The organism is Clostridium sp. CTA-5, from assembly GCF_054768135.1.
The window spans coordinates 301831-320745 of the sequence record NZ_BAAAAT010000005.1 but is presented as its reverse complement, the minus strand read 5'-3'; the positions used below and the strand labels follow the sequence as shown (position 1 = coordinate 320745).

The window sequence follows — 18915 nt, the reverse complement described above, 5'->3', positions numbered from 1 at the left end:
AAGATAGTCTCCATTATTTCTAATTCACAAAAATAGGAATAGTACAGTTGCTAGCTTTAGATAACTTTAACAAAAATAAGGCATCTTAGTTTATAAATAATCTAAGATGCCTTATTAATATTAACTAATTATAATCATATATAATAAATTTTCCATATAACTTCTTGACTAAGCTCATTAGTTAATGAATAAACTTTATGAGACTTATATACATACTATAATTATAGTATGTATATTTTATTTTAAACTGTTATTTCACTCTTTATTTTCAATGCGTCTTCATTATTTTTTATAATAGGATCTATATACTCATTTATAAATTCAACTACTTGACTTGGTGCTCTACCTATAAACTTTTTAGGATCTATAATTCCTAATATTTCATCTTTAGTTAATCCAAAAGAATCATCATTTATTATTCTTTCAATTAAATCATTATCTAAGCCTTCACCTTTTACTCTTTGTGCTGCTGCCATTGAATGAACTCTAATTCTTTCATGTAATTCTTGTCTATCTCTACCTCTTTTTACAGATTCCATCATTATGTTTTCAGTAGCCATAAATGGTAGTTCTCTTAAAACATGTGAAGCAATTACCTTATCATATACTACCATATTTTCAGCAATATTTATGTAAAGATTTAAAACACCATCCAATGCTAAGAAGCCTTCTGCAACAGATAATCTTTTATTAGCTGAATCATCTAGTGTTCTTTCAAACCATTGAGTCCCAGCAGTAATAGCTGGATTTAATGAATCTACTATTACATATCTAGCTAACGCACTTATTCTTTCACTTCTCATAGGATTTCTCTTATATGCCATCGCTGATGATCCAATTTGATTTTTTTCAAAAGGTTCTTCCATTTCCTTCATACTTTGAAGTAATCTTAAATCATTACTAAATTTATATGCACTTTGAGCTATTTCAGATAAAGTATTTAAAACTATTGAATCTAGTTTTCTTGGATACGTTTGTCCTGTAACTCCAAAACTCTTATCAAATCCCATTTTCTTTGCTACTATTTCATCAAGAGCTTTAACCTTTTTTTCATCTCCATCAAAAAGTTCCATAAAGCTAGCTTGAGTTCCAGTAGTACCTTTAACCCCTCTTAGCTTTAAAGTAGATAATACAAAATCTATGTTTTCTACATCCATAACTAAATCTTGCATCCAAAGTGTTGCTCTCTTACCAACTGTAGTTAATTGAGCAGGTTGATAATGAGTAAAACCTAATGTTGGTAAATCTTTATATTCAATAGCAAATTTCTTTAAATGGTTTAATACTGTTACTATCTTATTCTTTATTAGTAACAATGCATCTCTCATTATTATTATGTCAGTATTATCCCCAACATAACATGAAGTTGCTCCAAGATGTATTATCCCTTTCGCAGTTGGACATTGAAGACCATATGCATATACATGACTCATTACATCATGTCTTACCTCTTTTTCTTTTTTTGTAGCTTCTTCATAATTTATATCATTAATATGACTTTTTAGCTCTTTTATTTGTTCGTCTGTTATGTTTAAACCTAATTCTTTTTCACATTCAGCAAGAGCTACCCATAATTTTCTCCATGTTGTAAATTTCATATCATCTGAAAAAATAAAACTCATTTCCTTAGATGCATATCTTGAATTTAATGGTGTGCTATATAAATTTCTCATTTAAAAACCTCCACACGAATATATTTTTTAGTTTTTATTTCAACATTCGTATTATAACATATTTTTGCACTTTTTATAGTGTTTTCTTAAAACTTTTGTTTTATATTAATATTTTAATCATATATATAAATATAATATTTTATATGTATAGGAGTGATTAACAAATGTGCAAATTAAATCTATTTGATAAAATTTCATTTATTTTAGTTATTATAGGTGCATTTAACTGGGGGCTTATAGGTTTACTAAATGTTAATTTAGTAAATATAGTTTCTTTAGGTTCCCCTTTAATTCAAAGAATTATTTATGTAATTATCTTTTTATCATCTTTAAATTTAATTTCTTTAATATTTAGGTGTAACTTGATTGAGGCACATTCAAAAAAATAATAGAACATCCTCATCTATTTTGCGTCATACTACGTCAGCAAATTTAGCTATATCTCGCTACGTACTTCCTTTGTCTGACACAGAATATACAACGCATCTTTGGTACATCATTTTATTTAATGTGCCTAATAGTAAAAATTAAAATAAAAAAAGCCCTATAAAAATAGGGCTTTTTTTATAATTAGTCTTCTAAAGATTGTACTAAGTTAACTAGTTCTTCAACTGCTAAAGCTTCGTCATCTCCAGATGCTGTTATTTTAATTGTTGCTTCTTTAGTAACAGCTAAAGATAAAACTCCGATTAAGCTCTTAACGTTTGCTTTCTTACCATTGTATTCAATACTAACGTCTGACTTAAAGCCTGAAGCTTTTTTTACTAATAATGTTGCTGGTCTAGCATGAAGACCTGAACCATTTTTTACTACTACTTCTTTTGATACCATTATATCCACCTCTTTACAAAAAATTAATAAATATAGCACTCAACTATTTTAGTATATACTGTTTTATCAGTAATTTCAACTTAAAAAAATTGATAAGCTTTATCTAATCAAACATTAAGTTATCTAGGTTGCACTATTAATTTTATAGCCGTTCTTTCTTCTCCATCTATTTGTATGTCAGTAAAAGCTGGTACACAAATAATATCTTTTCCACTTGGCGCTACAAATCCTCTTGCAATTGCAATAGCTTTAACTGCTTGATTTATGGCTCCTGCTCCCACAGCTTGAATTTCTGCAATATTTTTCTCTTTTATTATGGCTGCTAACGCCCCTGCTACCGAGTTTGGGTTTGATTTTGTTGATACTTTTAATACTTCCATTTTTATTATTCCTCCTAGCGTTATTATACTAATCGTTTACATTTATATATATTCTATACATAGTTTTAAATTCCTTTTATTTTTTACAATTAATATGAAAAATATAAAATCTCTAAATGAACTATAAAATTATCCACTTTTTATAAATTTAGATTTTTAAATCTATGTAAGAAAAATTTAGCAGAGAAATATATTTTTTTATTTTCAGATTTTATTTTTTAACTTTTAAACAAAATTATAAATTAAATTATTTGCAACTTCTTAAATAATTTAATTTATTAAAGAGTAAAATATAAAATGCGCTTTGCAATATTACAAAACGCATCTTATATTTTTTTTATTTTATTTAGCAAAATCTATTGTTCTAGTTTCTCTTATAACATTAATTTTAATTTGTCCTGGATATTCAAGTTGTTCTTCTACGCTTTTCACTAAATTTCTCGCTAATTCAGCGGTACCAGCATCGTCAACTTTATCTGGTTTAACCATAATTCTAATTTCTCTTCCAGCTTGAATGGCATATGACTTTTCTACACCCTCATAAGAATTTGCGATTTCTTCCAATTTTTCCAATCTCTTAATGTATGCTTCTAATGTTTCTCTTCTAGCACCTGGTCTAGCTGCTGATATAGCATCTGCTGCTTGAACCAATACTGCTTCTAAAGATTGCATTTCCACATCTGAGTGATGGGCTGCTATCGCATTTACTACTAATGGTAATTCATGATATTTCTTAGCAAGGTCTCCACCTATTAATGCATGAGGACCTTCTTGTTCTTGATCAACTGCTTTACCTATATCATGTAGTAATCCTGCTCTTTTAGCTAGAGTAACATCTAGACCTAATTCTGAAGCCATTAAACCAGCTAAGTAAGAAACTTCTATGGAATGTTTTAAGACATTTTGACCATAACTAGTTCTATACTTTAATCTACCAAGAAGTCTTACAAGTTCAGGATGTAATCCATGTACTCCAGTTTCAAGGGTCGCTTGTTCCCCTTCTTCTTTTATATCATTTTCTACATCTTTAGTTGCTCTTTCAACCATCTCTTCGATTCTTGCTGGATGTATTCTACCATCCACTATTAACTTTTCAAGTGCCATTCTTGCAACTTCTCTTCTTATCGGATCAAAGCTGGAAAGAATAACTGCTTCTGGGGTATCATCTATAATAAGATCTACTCCTGTTAATGTTTCTAGAGTTCTAATGTTTCTTCCTTCTCTACCTATTATTCTACCCTTCATTTCATCATTTGGTAGCGCAACAACATGCACAGTAGTTTCAGACACATGATCAGCGGCACATCTTTGAATTGCAGTAGTAATTATCTCTCTAGATCTTTTATCTGCTTCTTCCTTCGCCTTGCTTTCAACATCTTTTATCATTATTGCAGCATCATGTGAAATCTCTCTTTTAATTTCATCTAAAAGAATTTTACGAGCTTCTTCACTAGAAAGAGAGGAAATCCTTTCTAGCTCTTCTCTTCTTTCATTATAAAGTTCCTGTACTTTTGCTTCTACTTGATCTATCTCAAGCATTCTTTCATTGATTGTTTCTTCCCTTTTTTCTAGAACATCACTTTTTTTATCTAGTGATTCTTCTTTTTGAATTACTCTTCTTTCAAGCCTTTGAATCTCATTTCTTCTTTCACGAGACTCTTTTTCAAAATCATTTCTTAACTTATGAACCTCTTCTTTAGCTTCAAGGATAGTCTCCTTTTGGAGAGCTTCTGCATCCCTCTTAGCTTTATCTAAAACATCTTCTGCTTCTTTTTCAAGAGATTCAACTTTGTTTTTTGATACGTTTTGAATCATTTTATAAAGTACTATTCCTAATACTAATAATATAATTATATCTATTATTATCATAATAAAAATTTCCATATTAACACCTCCTAGCTTGTTAAGCTATCTATTTAAGTAAACAAGAAATCGTAGTAGGTGTCATATTCTTCTCACTGTATCGGGAATATGATAAACCAGTATTCCTTTTTATTCTATATTAAAAATAAAATTATGTCAAGCTTGCTATGATATTGTTATCATGCTCACATTTACTAGCTTATACTCTTTCTTTCTAGTGATTTCTATTCTAAATTTTACCTATAAAACCTAATATAATTTCTTAATATATTTCTTTTAAATACCATATATTTTACATAATTAGTAGCCTAAATTTTCTTATGAAAAAATCTTAAATATACTTATAAAGCTATTCTTTTTTACTTCACATAAATTCAAAACTTTTATTACAAAAATTCTAGTAAATAAATATATTTTTTCTTTCATATCTATAAGTTATCCACAGATTTAACTTTTTATAACCAGTCTAAAAATTAAAAGCAAAAGAAATCTTAAAGATTTCTTTTGCTTTTAACTATTACTTATTATCTTCTTTTTCTGTTTCAGCGCTTTTCTCTTTTCCTGAGTCAGATTTTTTTGATTTTTCATCAGATTGTGGTTGCATTAATGGTAATTCATGTTTTGCTCTAATTTGATTTTCTATATCTAATGCAATTTCAGGATTTTCTTTTAAATATAATTTTGCATTTTCTCTACCTTGCCCTAGCCTTACATCTCCATAAGAGAACCAAGCTCCACTTTTTTGTACAATTTCTTCTTTTACACCAACATCTATAATATTACCTTCTCTTGAAATTCCTTCATTATACATGATATCAAATTCTGCTTGTTTAAATGGAGGTGCTACTTTATTCTTAGTAATTTTAATTCTAGTCCTATTTCCTACTATTCCGTCCCCTTGTTTTATAGAATCAATTCTTCTTACATCAAGTCTTACTGAAGCATAGAATTTTAATGCTCTACCACCAGTTGTTGTTTCTGGAGATCCAAACATTACTCCTACTTTTTCTCTTAATTGATTTATAAATATTGCAACACAATTTGTTTTACTAATTGTACCAGCAAGTTTTCTTAAAGCTTGTGACATTAATCTTGCCTGAAGTCCTATATGAGAATCTCCCATTTCCCCTTCAATTTCTGCTTTTGGTACTAATGCTGCAACTGAGTCAACTATTATAACATCTATAGCACCTGAACGAACTAATGCTTCCGCAATTTCTAATCCTTGTTCCCCTGTATCCGGTTGAGAAACAATAAGATTTTCTGTATCTACTCCTAAATTTCTTGCATAAGATGGATCTAAAGCATGCTCTGCATCTATAAATCCTACTGCTCCGCCTTTCTTTTGAGCTTCTGCTGCTATATGAAGAGCTATAGTAGTTTTACCAGAACTTTCTGGTCCATAAATTTCTATTATTCTTCCTTTAGGAACTCCACCAATTCCTAATGATATATCTAAATCTAAACATCCAGTAGAAATAGCATCAACATTTAAAACACTATGTTCTCCTAATTTCATTACTGAACCTTTACCAAATTGCTTTTCTATTTGTCCCATTGCACTTTCAATTGCTTTTAACTTATTAATATCTATATTAGCCATATTACTACCTTCCTCTCATCGAACTTATGTTCTGTATAATAATTATAATTTAACTATTCCTATTAGTCAACACTCTTTAAGAAAAATTCCCTCTTTAAAACTTTAAAGAAGGAATTTATTCTAATTATAACCATATTTTGTTATTTCTAAACTTTTTATTTATTTATAGCAATTGCTTCTTTGTTATTTTTAAAATACTCATATCCAGATATTATAGTAATTGCAACTGCTACTATCAGCATTACACCTGGAACATGATTAAAAAACTTTACCCCAAATTCACTGCTAATTAACAAATCACTTAAATATTTAGAATCTCCTATGTTTACCTTCAATAGCAACAATACTATTGCAACTATTTGTATTACTGTCTTTATTTTTCCCCACCAACTTGCTGCAATTACTTTTCCTTCAGCTGCTGCTATTGTTCTAAGACCTGATACAGCAAATTCACGTGCAATTATAATAATTGCTGCCCAACTAGGTACAATTTGCATTTCAACTAAACAAATTAATGCTGCTGTTACTAATAATTTATCAGCTAGCGGATCCATAAACTTTCCAAAGTTAGTTACTTGATTTCTACTTCTTGCAATATATCCATCAAGCTTATCTGTTAAAGCAGCTAAAATAAATATAAATGTAGCAATAAAGCTTCCATATGGTATCCCTTTAACCGCTATAAAGATTAAAAAAACTGGGACTAAAAATATTCTAATTAAGGTTAACTTATTTGCAAGGTTCATCTTCAACAACTCCTATTAAATCATAATCCATATTTTTAATTATTTTCACTTTCACAAATTCACCTATATTTATAGGTTTAGAAGATTCAAAAAAGACATTTCCATCTATCTCTGGTGCCATCTCAAAATTCCTTCCCTTATAATATTCTCCATTATATTCCTCCACTAGAATATCATACACTCTGCCAATTTTCAATTTATTTATGTTATTAGATATTTTTTCTTGAATAGTCATTAATTTTTCTTCTCTTTCAGCTTTAATCTCTTCTGATATTTGACCATCCATTCTTGCAGCAGGAGTATTTTCTTCTCTTGAATATTTAAAGACACCAACTTTATCAAGCTTGTATTCTTCTAAAAATTCTATAATTTCATTAAAATCTTCATTTGTTTCTTGTGGGAATCCAACAATAAAGGTTGTTCTAACTATCATATCTGATATATTTTTCCTAAGTTGATTTATTTTGTTTATTATATCATTTTTAGTAGTTCTTCTACCCATAAGTTTTAAAACATGATCACTTATGTGTTGTATAGGTAAATCCAAGTATTTAACTACTTTTTTATTATTAGCTATTTCATCTATTAATTCATCGTATATTTCTTCCGGATAACAATAAAGTACTCTAATCCACTTGATTTCTTCTATCTTTGCTAATTCTTTTAATAATAGATGTAAATTCTTTTGGCCATAAATATCACTACCATATCTTGTTGTATCTTGAGCTATTAAGATTATTTCTTTAACACCACTTGCTGCTAAATCCTTAGCTTCATTTATGATATTTTCCATTTTTCTACTTCTAAATTTTCCTCTTATTTTAGGAATAATACAATACGTACAGAAATTATTACATCCTTCTGCTATTCTTATATAAGCACTTTCTTTTTGAGTCGTAAGAATTCTATTCCCTTCATTTATATTTTCATCAGAATAGTTTAAAAATTCCTCTGCTAATTTATTTCCTTCAATAAATTCTGTTATAATTTCATTTATTTTATTATAATCATTTACGCCTAACATTATGTCTATTTCTGGAATAAGATTTTTTAATTCTTCTCCATATCTTTGTGTTAAACATCCTGTAGCTATAAGAAGCTTACATTTATAATTATTCTTATATTCAGCCATCTCTAAAATAGTATCTATAGACTCTTGTTTAGCACTTTCTATAAAACCACATGTATTTACTATAATAACATCAGCCTCTTTAGCATTATTTGTTATTTCATAGTCCTTATTCATTTTTCCAAGGATGATTTCAGAATCAACTCTATTCTTATCACATCCTAAGCTTACCAATCCTACTTTATATTTAGTCAAGTCATTGCCCTCCTGCATTTTAATGTTTTTAATTATATCAAATTAATTATAGTACTTACAACTAAAATAGTTAATTAAAACTATAATTATTATATAAATTAATCCTACTCTTCATCATCTTGGTCATTTATTAAATCTTCTTTAGTGATTAATATCTTTCTTGGTCTACTTCCATCTTTTTCTGAAATGATTCCTCTTTCCTCTAACTGATCCATAATTCTAGATGCTCTATTAAACCCTATTCTAAGTTTCCTTTGAAGAAAAGAAGTTGATGCCTGCTCATATTCAACTACTGCATTTATAGCATCTTGAAGTAATTCATCTACCTCTTCTCCTTCTATTACAGTTCCTTGAGATTCGTTATTAATATGTTCAATTATATCCTCCTCATAAGAATTATCTCCTTGTTTCATTTTTATAAACGATATTACTTGTTCTACTTCTTCTTCTGATATAAAACATCCTTGTATTCTAAGCGGTTTATTTTCTCCAACAGGACAATATAACATATCTCCCTTACCAAGAAGTTTTTCAGCTCCTGAGCTATCTAAAATTGTTCTAGAATCTATTTGAGAAGAAACTGCAAATGATATTCTAGATGGTATATTAGCCTTAATTACACCTGTAATTACATCTACAGAAGGTCTTTGAGTTGCTATAACTAAATGCATTCCTGCTGCTCTTGCCATCTGAGCTAATCTTCCTATATAATCTTCCACATCATTTGGACATACCATCATTAAATCTGCAAGTTCGTCTACTATAATAACTATATAAGGTAATTTTTCTTGAATTATCCCTTTATTAAATAATTCATTATAGGATTCCATGTTTCTGACTCCCTTATCAGCAAAAAGTTGATATCTTTTTTCCATTTCCCTTACTGCCCAATTAAGTGCGGCTGCAGCTTTTTTAGGTTCTGTAACAACTGGAATTAATAAATGTGGTATGCCATTATATACATTAAGTTCAACAACCTTAGGATCAACCATTAAAAGTTTTACCTCTTCAGGCGTATATTTATATAATAGACTTATTATAAGAGAATTTATACATACACTTTTACCTGAACCAGTTGCCCCTGCAATTAATGTGTGTGGCATCTTACTTAAATCTCCAACAACACAATCGCCTGAAATATCCTTACCAAGTGCAAATGCTAACTTTTTATTTGATTTTAAGAATTCTTCTGATTCTAATACTTCTCTCAAAAACACTGGTACTTGATGTGAGTTAGGAACTTCTATTCCAATAGCTGCTTTTCCTGGTATTGGTGCTTCTATTCTAATACCAGATGCTGCAAGTCCTAAAGCTATATCATCTGATAAGTTAACTATTTTACTCACCTTAACCCCAGGGCTTGGTTGTAATTCAAATCTTGTTACTGACGGTCCTTTGGTAACTTGTATAACCTTAGCTTCAACTCCAAAATTAGATAGTATTTCAACAAGTTTTCCCGCATCTTCTAACAATTCTTTTTTATCTGAATTTTTAAGTTTGGTATTACTATTTATTTTTAAAAGATCCAACTTTGGATGAACATACGGCATCTCTTCTTTTTCTTTAGAAATTGTTTCTTCAATTTCATTACTTATTACTTCTTTCTCTACAGTACCTAATTTTTCTTTTTTATTATGTTGTACAGGTTTTAATTCCTCTAAAAAATCTTCAGTTTCAATATCAGATGATATCTCAAGATTTCTATCTTCTTTTATATCTTCATTTATAGAATCATTTTTCATAAAGTCTAATATCTTTATTTTTTTATTTACACCTGATAGAAATTCTTCTTTTTCTTTGTCCTCCAATACAGGTGTTTCTGTTTTATCAACAATATTTATAAAATTGCTGTCTGAAGACTTTAAACTCTTTTTAGTATCAGATTTCAAACTTCTTTCATTTCGTAGTTTTTCAGTTTTACTTTTAGCTTCTAATCCTAAATCATATAAATTAACATCAAAAATCAATATAACAGAAATAACTGAAAAAGTGAAAAATAATATATATGAACCTATCCCTCCTATAAATTTATATAATGGATAACATAAAAAATATGAGATTAATCCTCCATGTAAACTTCCTTTGTTATCAATGATAAATTTAAGATTTTTTCCAAAATCATTAGGGTCGTCCATTGTTTGAATATTTATAATTCCACAAGTTAAAATTACTATAATTACTAAAATTGATATTCCAATAAATCTTTTACTAAATCTTAGATTTCCTCTTGTTTTAATATATTGGAATCCAAAATACATTAAATATACAGGTATGGTATAAGAGCCTACCCCTATTAATAAATAAGAAAGATTTTGTGCTAAAGAAGATAATAGTCCTGCAAAAGAAGTATATATCGCCACAGTGAGTATTAAACCTGATGCTATATATGTTATACCTAAAATGTCATTTTTTATAGCATTTTCTTTCTTCTTACTTTTAGTGCTTCTTTTAGCTGCTGTCTTACCCAAAATTAATCACCTCGCTTTATTATTTCTACACTAAATAAAATTTCTCCTTTAATAAGATACCATTAAAAACAAAAATCAGCTATAGTTTTTCTATAGCTGATTAAATAATTTATAAATTTTGAGTTAATTCTTTAAGTTTAGTTAAAGCTTCTTTTATTCCTCCAACTTCATCAATCAAACCACAATCAACTGCTTGCTTTCCAATTAATATTGTTCCAACATCATTTAGCAATTCATTTGTTTGTAACATAAATTCCTCTAATTTCTCTTCTTTTATATGTGATGTTCTTACAATAAATTCATTTATTCTTTCCTGCATCTTTTTGAAATACTCAAAAGTTTGAGCTACTCCTATTATAAAACCATTCATCCTAACTGGATGAACTATCATAGTTGCAGATGGAGTTATAAAAGAATAATCGGCAGATGTTGCTAGTGGCACCCCTATAGAATGACCTCCACCTGTTACTATTGAAACAGTGGGTTTTGACATACTGCTTATCATTTCTGCTATTGCGAGGCCTGCTTCTACATCACCACCTACTGTATTTAAAACTATTAATATACCTTTTACATTTTCATTTTGTTCCAATTCTATTAATTGTGGTATTATATGTTCATATCTTGTAGCTTTTGTTTGTGGTGGTAAAACCATATGACCTTCTATTTGTCCTATTATTGATAAAACCTGTATATTTTTATTTGGAGTAACAACCGCCGTATTTCCAAGTTGTTTTATAGACTCAATCTTATCTTCAGCTTCTGAATTTTTATTCTTCTCAGTATTTTCACTATTAAATATATTATTCATAAAAACATTCCTCCCATACAATTATTCTGCACGAAAGGAATTGTTTTATACTATACATTTAAATTAATATATAGATTCCAATAAAGTTTGTTTAACGCCTCTTTGATCTATTATTTTATTTCATGTGCCTTAAGCCAAATTAAATGTCTTATGTAAAACATTTATTGCTTCTTTTACATTTTTTTCATGAATTAAACACCAAATTGTCATATTTGAATCAGCCGTTTGTAAAACTTCTATATTATTACTAATAAGTGCTTTTATTATTTTAGCCATAACTCCTGGTCTACCATTCATTCTTGAACCAATAACAGCTATAGTACTGCAATCTTCCACTAAATGGTATTTTAGTTTAAAGCTATCTAAAATATTTTCTAAAATCTGCTTAACTTTAGCGCTGATAGTAAATACTTGTCTATCTGGGAATATATTTATTAAATCCAAACTGATTTTGTTTGCTGCTAGCAAATCTAATACATCTTGATATTTAAAATTCCCTTCATTTTCTGAAAGCTTAATTAAAACCTGTATTCTATCTTTTTGATGAGTAATACCAGTTATAATTCTCTCATTTTCTTTATCTCCAAGATTATTAATTAATGTTCCTTTTGAATTGCTCATAGTATTTTTAATTAATAATGGTATATTAGCTTTCATTGCAATCTCTACTGCTCTTGGATGTATAACACTAGCTCCTTGATCAGCTAATTGAAATACTTCATTATAACTTATTATATCAATCAACGTAGCATCTTCAACTAATCTTGGATCTGCAGTCATAATTCCATCAACATCGGTGTAAATTTCTATGCTTTCTGCTTGCAAAGCAGCCCCTAAAATAGATGCAGACGTGTCACTTCCCCCTCTACCAAGAGTAGTGAAATATCCCTCTTCTGTCATACCTTGGAATCCTGTAACTACTGGAACTCTTCCTTGAGAAACTAAATCTATAATTTTCTTAGGATTTACATCTTTACATTTAGCATCTGTATAATTACTATTAGTTGTAATTCCTGCTTGTCCACCTGTTAGCGGCACTGCATCTATTCCTGAATCATACATATCGTTACTCATTACAACAGAACTAATAAACTCACCACAACACATAAGTAAATCTTGTGCTAATTTATTAGAATTTTTAAATTTATCATCAACTAATGATAATAATGTATCTGTAGCATAAGGTTCTCCTTTTCTTCCCATTGCTGATACTACAACTACAGGATTATATCCTTCTTTAATTGCTTGTTTTACTTTTTCGATTACTTTTTGTCTTCTCTCTGGTGTAGAAACTGATGTTCCTCCAAATTTTTGAATAACTATTTTCACTTATAATTGTTTATCAAAATTTTATAAATTTAATTTATACTTTAAAAGTTAATTAGTATTTTTATAATTAAATTTTAAAATATAACTTTAAACTTATTTATTTTAATAAACGCCCTCCCTTCATTATTACAAAATCCAACTACTAAATAATATACCATGTTTATTATTATTCTTAAATAAAAATTATAATTTTACTTTTTTAACAACTTCATCATCAGCATCAATTATTATTGTTTTAGAACCTATCTTTTTTACACAATCCCATGGTATTTCTAAAAACTCTTTGCTACTAAACATGCTAAACTTGCTTGTATTTAAATTAATAATCAAAAATTTGAAATTTCCATCATCATCTATTATTAAATCATTATTCAATAAATAATCATATTTTTCCCCATCATTTATATTTATTAACTCATATCTTTCTATATCACTTAAATACTTAATATTACTTTCTTCACCCATAATAACTACCTCCTTTATTACTCATAAAATAATATGATAAAAAAAGGTAGTTTATTACAGTATAATTTTAGGCATATTTTTTTAAAATAATATACTAGTATACTCGTCTATTTTGCGTAATACCGAATCAGCAAATTTAGCTAATAGATTACTATTAACTGAATTTGCTTCCTTGTCTGACACTGAATATACAACACCTGTCATGTCAATTATTTTATTTAATATGCCTTATATCTCAAACTTATTAATATTTAAAGCATTATTATATGCTTTAGTGTCTTTGAAAATTACACTATTCAATGAATCACTGTCTATATCTTGACCAACATAACTAGCATTTAATATTCCCGGTTTAAAGCATCTATCTAATACATTTTGTATATTTTCATTATTTATATTATCAATCTTTTTTATTACTTCTTCTTGAGTAAATACTTTATTTCTAAAAAGATAATTTTTAGCATTTGCAAACATTCTTGAACTAGTACTCTCTAATCCTAAAATATAAGTTGCCTTTATCTTTTCCTTATTTATTTCTAATTGTCTTTTTGTTATACCTGTTTTAGAAAATTTAACAACTTCTCTATCTATTACTTCTAAAGCTTTTTGAGCATAATTTTTACTAAGCCCTGTATATATATTTAACATTCCTGTTCCTTGAAATGGTTGTAAATACGAATATACTGTATAGCAAAGTCCTAGCTCTTCTCTTACCTTTTGAAAAAGTATTGATGATGCTCCACCACCTAAAACATTATTTAGCAATACTAGTGAATAATTATCTATATCACCATAAGGTAAACCTTTTAATCCTAAAGAAATGTGCAATTGCTCTATCTCTTTATTTGTAAAACCTGAATTAGATTGTATTATAGGAGAAGTATACACTGGAATATAGCTTTTTTCACTTTTCCATTTTCCAAAATATTCTTCTATTAATTTTTTTAATTCATCTTCATCAAATTTTCCACATACAGAAATAACAGAATTATATGGAGTATACTTTTCTGAAATAAATTTCACTATTTTTTCTCTATTAAAAGACTTTATTTTAGGAATAGTACCAAGTATAGGATATGATAATGAATCACTTCCAAAACTAACCTTTGAATGTTCATCATCCAAAACGTCTTCCGGAGAATCTTGACTCATATTAATTTCTTCAGTTATTACGCCCTTCTCCTTTTCAATTTCTTCAGAATCAAATTTTGCATTTAATATCATATCAGAAAGTATATCTAAACTTAAATCTAAATGAGTATTTAATGCTTTTATATAATAACAAGTAGCTTCCTTACTTGTAAAAGCATTAATTTGACCTCCAACGTTTTCAACTTCTTCTACAATTTGTTTTGCAGTCCTTTTTTGAGTACCTTTGAAAAACATATGTTCAATAAAGTGAGATATTCCATTCAATTCTTCACTTTCATTTCTAGAACCATTTTGAATCATAACACCTACACTTACTGAATTTAAATGTTCAATATTTTCTGTTATAACTCTAAGACCATTGTCTAAAGTATATATATTATACATAAATATTTTTGTTCTCCTTCCTTTAGGCATTGTCTAAAAATAATAAAACAACATTAAAAACTATTTTGTTCTTAATGTCATCACATTTAAATACTTTAGCCTTTAGTTATAAAAATATTCTTCCCATAATAAGTTTCTTATATGAAAAAATTTTCTAAGTATATCTATTCTAATTAAGTTAATACATTTATAATTTTTATAAAAGTTCTATCTATGTATTAATAATAAGCACTTAGAATAATATATATAATAAATTTTCTATATAGATTTCTCAATATATTAGTTAGTTAATTAATGAATAAACTTTATTTTAACTTATATATTTAGTTTAATTATAATTAAGTAGTGCTATAAAAAAAAGGCAATTAAATTGCCCTTTTATTTATCTTCCTTATTTTCCTGATCTAATAGTGCATCTTTTCTTGAAAGATTTATTCTTCCTTGCGAATCAATTTCAGTAACCTTAACTAAAATTTCATCTCCAATAGAAACAACATCTTCTACCTTATTAACTCTTTCTTTATCTAATTTAGATATATGCACTAATCCTTCTTTGTTAGGAAGAATTTCTACAAAAGCTCCAAATGTAGTTATTTTAGTTACCTTACCTAAATAAACTTCTCCAGCCTTAACATCTTTAGTTAAACCTTCGATAATTTTTATTGCCTCAGCAACTCCTGCATGATCAGGTGAACTTACAAATACAGCTCCATCTTCTTTTATGTCTATCTTAACACCAGTATCTTGGATTATCTTATTAATAACCTTACCACCAGTTCCAATTACAGATCTTATCTTTTCTGGATCAATTTGAATTGTCTGAGTTTTTGGTGCATACATAGAAACATCTTTTCTTGGCTCTGAAATACATTCATTTATTTTATCGATTATAGTTAATCTAGCTTTTCTTGCATCATATATAGCATTTTTTACTACATTAAAACTAAAACCTTGAAGTTTTGTATCAACTTGAATTGATGTAATACCTTCAGTAGTACCTGCTACCTTAAAATCCATATCTCCAAAGAAATCTTCTATTCCTTGTATATCCGTTAATACTTGTTCTTCTGATAAATCTTCAGATGTAATTAGTCCCATTGCAATACCTGCTGCTGGTCTTTTTATTGGTACACCTGCATCTAATAATGCTAATGTTGATCCACAAACTGATGCTTGTGAAGTTGACCCATTTGAACTTAATACTTCTGATACTAATCTAATTGTATATGGGAATTCTTCTTCAGATGGGATTAGTGGTTCAAGTGCTCTTTCTGCTAAAGCACCATGACCAATTTCTCTTCTGCCTGGTCCTCTTAAAGGTTTTACCTCTCCAACACTATATCCTGGGAAGTTATAGTGATGCATATATCTTTTTGATTGTGCCTCATCTATTCCATCTAAGATTTGAATATCGCCTACTGCACCTAGAGTTGCAACAGTCATTACTTGAGTTAAACCTCTTGTAAATAATCCTGTTCCATGTGTTCTTGGAAGTAATCCTACTTCACAACCTAATGGTCTTACTTGATCAAAAGCTCTACCATCTGGTCTTCTTTTATCCTTTAAGAGCATATGTCTTACGACTTTCTTTTGCATATTATAAAGAATTTCTTTTATATCACCAAATTTATCTTCGTACTTTTCACCAAATTCTTCTTTAACTTTTTCATTTACTGCATCAATTGCTGCATTTCTCTCATCTTTATTAGTTATATACATAGCTTCTTTAATCATATCTGAAGCAAATGCTTTAACATCTTTTTCTACTTCTTTATCTACAGTAAATAATTCTGGTGTATCTTTAACTTTACCAAATTTAGCCATAGCTTCTTCTTGGAAAGCAATAATATGTTGACACTCATCAAATCCAAATTTTATAGCATCAATCATTGTATCTTCTGGGATTTCATTTCCACCAGCTTCTATCATCATTACTTTCTCTTTTGTTGCACATACAGTTAAATGAAGTATACTTTCTTCACGTTCTTTTGCATCTGGATTTACAATAAACTTACCATCAATTAATCCTACTTGCACAGCTGCAACTGGAATTGTAAATGGTATGCTTGATAAACATAACGCAGTTGAAGCTGCATTAATTGCTAAAATTTCAGGTAAATTATCTTTTTCTACTGAAACTACTGTACAAACTACTTGAACATCATTTCTATATCCTTTTGGAAATAACGGTCTTAAAGTTCTGTCAACTGCTCTTCCATTTAATATAGCTTTTTCTGATGGTCTTCCTTCTCTTTTTATAAATCCACCTGGTATTTTACCTACAGCATATAATCTTTCTTCATATTCAACACTTAACGGGAAAAAATCTATTCCTTCTCTTGGTTCTTCGGATGCATTAACATTAGTTAAAATAACGGTATCACCATAGCTCATAAAAGTAGCTGCATTTGATAACATCCCTATTTTTCCGAATTCAACTTTCATCTCTTTTCCAGCGATGTTAGTTTTTAAAACGTTATTCATCTTTTGAAACCCTCCCTTCAATTATTTTCTTAATTTTATAGTTTTTAAAACAATAGAGCGGAAGATCCGCTCTAAAAAAATTATCTTCTTAAACCTAATTGTTTTACTATAGTTCTATATCTTTCGATATCTTGATCAGCTAAGTAGTTTAAAAGACCTCTTCTGTGTCCAACCATCATTAAAAGACCTCTTCTTGAGTGATGGTCTTTTTTGTGAACTTTTAAATGTCCAGTTAATGAGTTGATTCTTTCAGTTAATAATGCGATTTGAACTTCTGGTGAACCAGTATCTCCTTCACTTCTTCCAAATTGCTTAATGATTTCTAATTTTCTTGCCTTATCCATAAGTGCACCTCCGTGTATTTTATCCCCTTATTTCCAAGTAAAAAGATGGCACCTTTAAACTTAGAAGTAGGTTCAATGTGTATTATATCAAAACGAAGTATTATTGTAAATAATAATATTATTTAATAACAATATTCTCGTTTTCTGCATAACTTTTATTTTTATGAAGCTCTTTTATTAATTCATCTACTCCATTAAACTTTTTTTGCTCTCTAATTTTTTTTATAAAGTAAACTTCTATATTTACTCCATATATATCTTCATTAAAATCCAATATATGAGTTTCTACAGTTAACATTTTCCCACTAACTGTTGGATTATTTCCTATTGAAGTCATCCCTTTATATATTCTATTATTTACCCTAACATTAGTATAATATACACCTATTTTAGGTAAAAGAATATTTTTGTTGTATTCTATATTTGCTGTAGGAAACCCAAGAACTGTTGTACCAATTTTTCTTCCATGTACAACGTTCCCATTAATAGAATATGGTCTATTAAGCATTACACCTGCTTCACAAACATTTCCATCTTCTAATTCTCTTCTAATTCTTGTACTGCTTACAATATCATCCTTATATGTACAAGGATCCATAATATATAATTCGTACCCATATTTATTTTGTAAGCTTTTTAAAACTTCGATATCTCCTGAGTTTTTATATCCAAATTTATAATTAAATCCTACAACTATACCTTTTATATTTAATTTTTTATATAAAAACTCTATAAATTTTTCAGGAGTTATTTTCATAAACTCTTCATTAAAATCTGCAAAATATAATATATCAATACCCTTGTCGTTTAAAATTTTTTCTTTTTCATCGTTTTCCATTAAAAGTTTAAGAGTATTTTTAGGATTTATAAATTTTCTTGGATGGTTTTTAAAGGTAAACACCATACTTTTACCTTCATTTTTTTTTGCAATTTCAGTAACCTTATCTATTAATGATAGATGACCAATATGTAACCCATCAAAACTACCTATAGCCACATAGTTGTTATAAGTTTGTACATCTCCAAAATTATTTTCTATTATAACCATACTTTTGCTC

16 protein-coding genes are annotated in these 18915 nt (G+C 28.4%); 1 reads left to right on the top strand and 15 read right to left on the bottom strand.

The annotated features are described in order from the left end of the window. Nucleotides 1-242: 242 nt before the first annotated feature. Nucleotides 243-1673 (bottom strand): adenylosuccinate lyase, encoded by a 1431-nt coding sequence (gene purB, locus ACYUET_RS12150; protein WP_460279949.1) that lies wholly within the window; start codon nt 1671-1673, stop codon nt 243-245. A gap of 164 nt (nt 1674-1837) precedes the next feature. Here purB and ACYUET_RS12145 point away from each other — a divergent pair, with 164 nt between their 5' ends. After that, a complete protein-coding gene (locus tag ACYUET_RS12145; RefSeq protein WP_460279947.1) occupies nt 1838-2062 on the top strand; it encodes a DUF378 domain-containing protein in 225 nt (74 codons plus the stop codon). Between the two features lie 181 nt (nt 2063-2243). Here ACYUET_RS12145 and ACYUET_RS12140 read toward each other — a convergent pair whose 3' ends face one another. The 14 genes from ACYUET_RS12140 to ACYUET_RS12075 all read right to left on the bottom strand — a co-directional run bounded on the left by ACYUET_RS12140 (nt 2244) and on the right by ACYUET_RS12075 (nt 18905). Further along, entirely contained in the window at nt 2244-2504 is a 261-nt protein-coding gene (locus ACYUET_RS12140; protein WP_219778778.1) for an HPr family phosphocarrier protein, read from the bottom strand. A 119-nt stretch (nt 2505-2623) separates the two neighbouring features. Then, nucleotides 2624-2884: a stage V sporulation protein S gene (locus ACYUET_RS12135; protein ID WP_003369307.1), complete on the bottom strand. Its 261-nt coding sequence runs from the start codon at nt 2882-2884 to the stop codon at nt 2624-2626. A gap of 342 nt (nt 2885-3226) precedes the next feature. Next, complete coding sequence (rny, locus tag ACYUET_RS12130) at nt 3227-4768, bottom strand: ribonuclease Y (RefSeq protein WP_460279944.1); 1542 nt, start codon at nt 4766-4768, stop codon at nt 3227-3229. A 496-nt stretch (nt 4769-5264) separates the two neighbouring features. Continuing rightward, a complete protein-coding gene (gene recA / locus ACYUET_RS12125) occupies nt 5265-6350 on the bottom strand; it encodes a recombinase RecA (RefSeq protein ID WP_460279942.1) in 1086 nt (361 codons plus the stop codon). A 155-nt stretch (nt 6351-6505) separates the two neighbouring features. Further along, nucleotides 6506-7096 (bottom strand): CDP-diacylglycerol--glycerol-3-phosphate 3-phosphatidyltransferase, encoded by a 591-nt coding sequence (pgsA, locus tag ACYUET_RS12120; protein WP_460279940.1) that lies wholly within the window; start codon nt 7094-7096, stop codon nt 6506-6508. Continuing rightward, nucleotides 7080-8420, bottom strand: a complete 1341-nt coding sequence (gene rimO / locus ACYUET_RS12115; protein ID WP_460279938.1) for a 30S ribosomal protein S12 methylthiotransferase RimO — start codon at nt 8418-8420, stop codon at nt 7080-7082. Before rimO ends, pgsA begins: the two co-directional genes overlap by 17 nt. 104 nt (nt 8421-8524) lie before the next feature. Then, nucleotides 8525-10888, bottom strand: a complete 2364-nt coding sequence (locus ACYUET_RS12110; protein WP_460279936.1) for a DNA translocase FtsK — start codon at nt 10886-10888, stop codon at nt 8525-8527. 109 nt (nt 10889-10997) lie between these two features. Then, nucleotides 10998-11699, bottom strand: coding sequence for a ClpP family protease (locus tag ACYUET_RS12105; protein WP_460279934.1), 702 nt, complete (start codon nt 11697-11699; stop codon nt 10998-11000). 129 nt (nt 11700-11828) lie between these two features. Then, the gene (gene dapG / locus ACYUET_RS12100) at nt 11829-13028 is read right to left on the bottom strand and encodes an aspartate kinase (RefSeq protein WP_460279932.1); all 1200 of its coding nucleotides are present in this window, start codon (nt 13026-13028) and stop codon (nt 11829-11831) included. Between the two features lie 183 nt (nt 13029-13211). Then, nucleotides 13212-13493 carry a YlmC/YmxH family sporulation protein gene (locus tag ACYUET_RS12095; protein WP_460279930.1) on the bottom strand — a complete coding sequence of 94 codons (282 nt, stop codon included), beginning with the start codon at nt 13491-13493 and terminating at the stop codon, nt 13212-13214. 228 nt (nt 13494-13721) lie between these two features. Beyond that, nucleotides 13722-15029 (bottom strand): M16 family metallopeptidase, encoded by a 1308-nt coding sequence (locus tag ACYUET_RS12090; protein WP_460279927.1) that lies wholly within the window; start codon nt 15027-15029, stop codon nt 13722-13724. Nucleotides 15030-15407: 378 nt separating this feature from the next. Continuing rightward, nucleotides 15408-17513, bottom strand: coding sequence for a polyribonucleotide nucleotidyltransferase (locus ACYUET_RS12085; protein ID WP_460279925.1), 2106 nt, complete (start codon nt 17511-17513; stop codon nt 15408-15410). 80 nt (nt 17514-17593) lie between these two features. Next, nucleotides 17594-17857: a 30S ribosomal protein S15 gene (gene rpsO / locus ACYUET_RS12080; RefSeq protein ID WP_219778789.1), complete on the bottom strand. Its 264-nt coding sequence runs from the start codon at nt 17855-17857 to the stop codon at nt 17594-17596. Between the two features lie 118 nt (nt 17858-17975). Then, nucleotides 17976-18905, bottom strand: a complete 930-nt coding sequence (locus ACYUET_RS12075; protein ID WP_460279923.1) for a bifunctional riboflavin kinase/FAD synthetase — start codon at nt 18903-18905, stop codon at nt 17976-17978. Between the last annotated feature and the right edge of the window lie 10 nt (nt 18906-18915).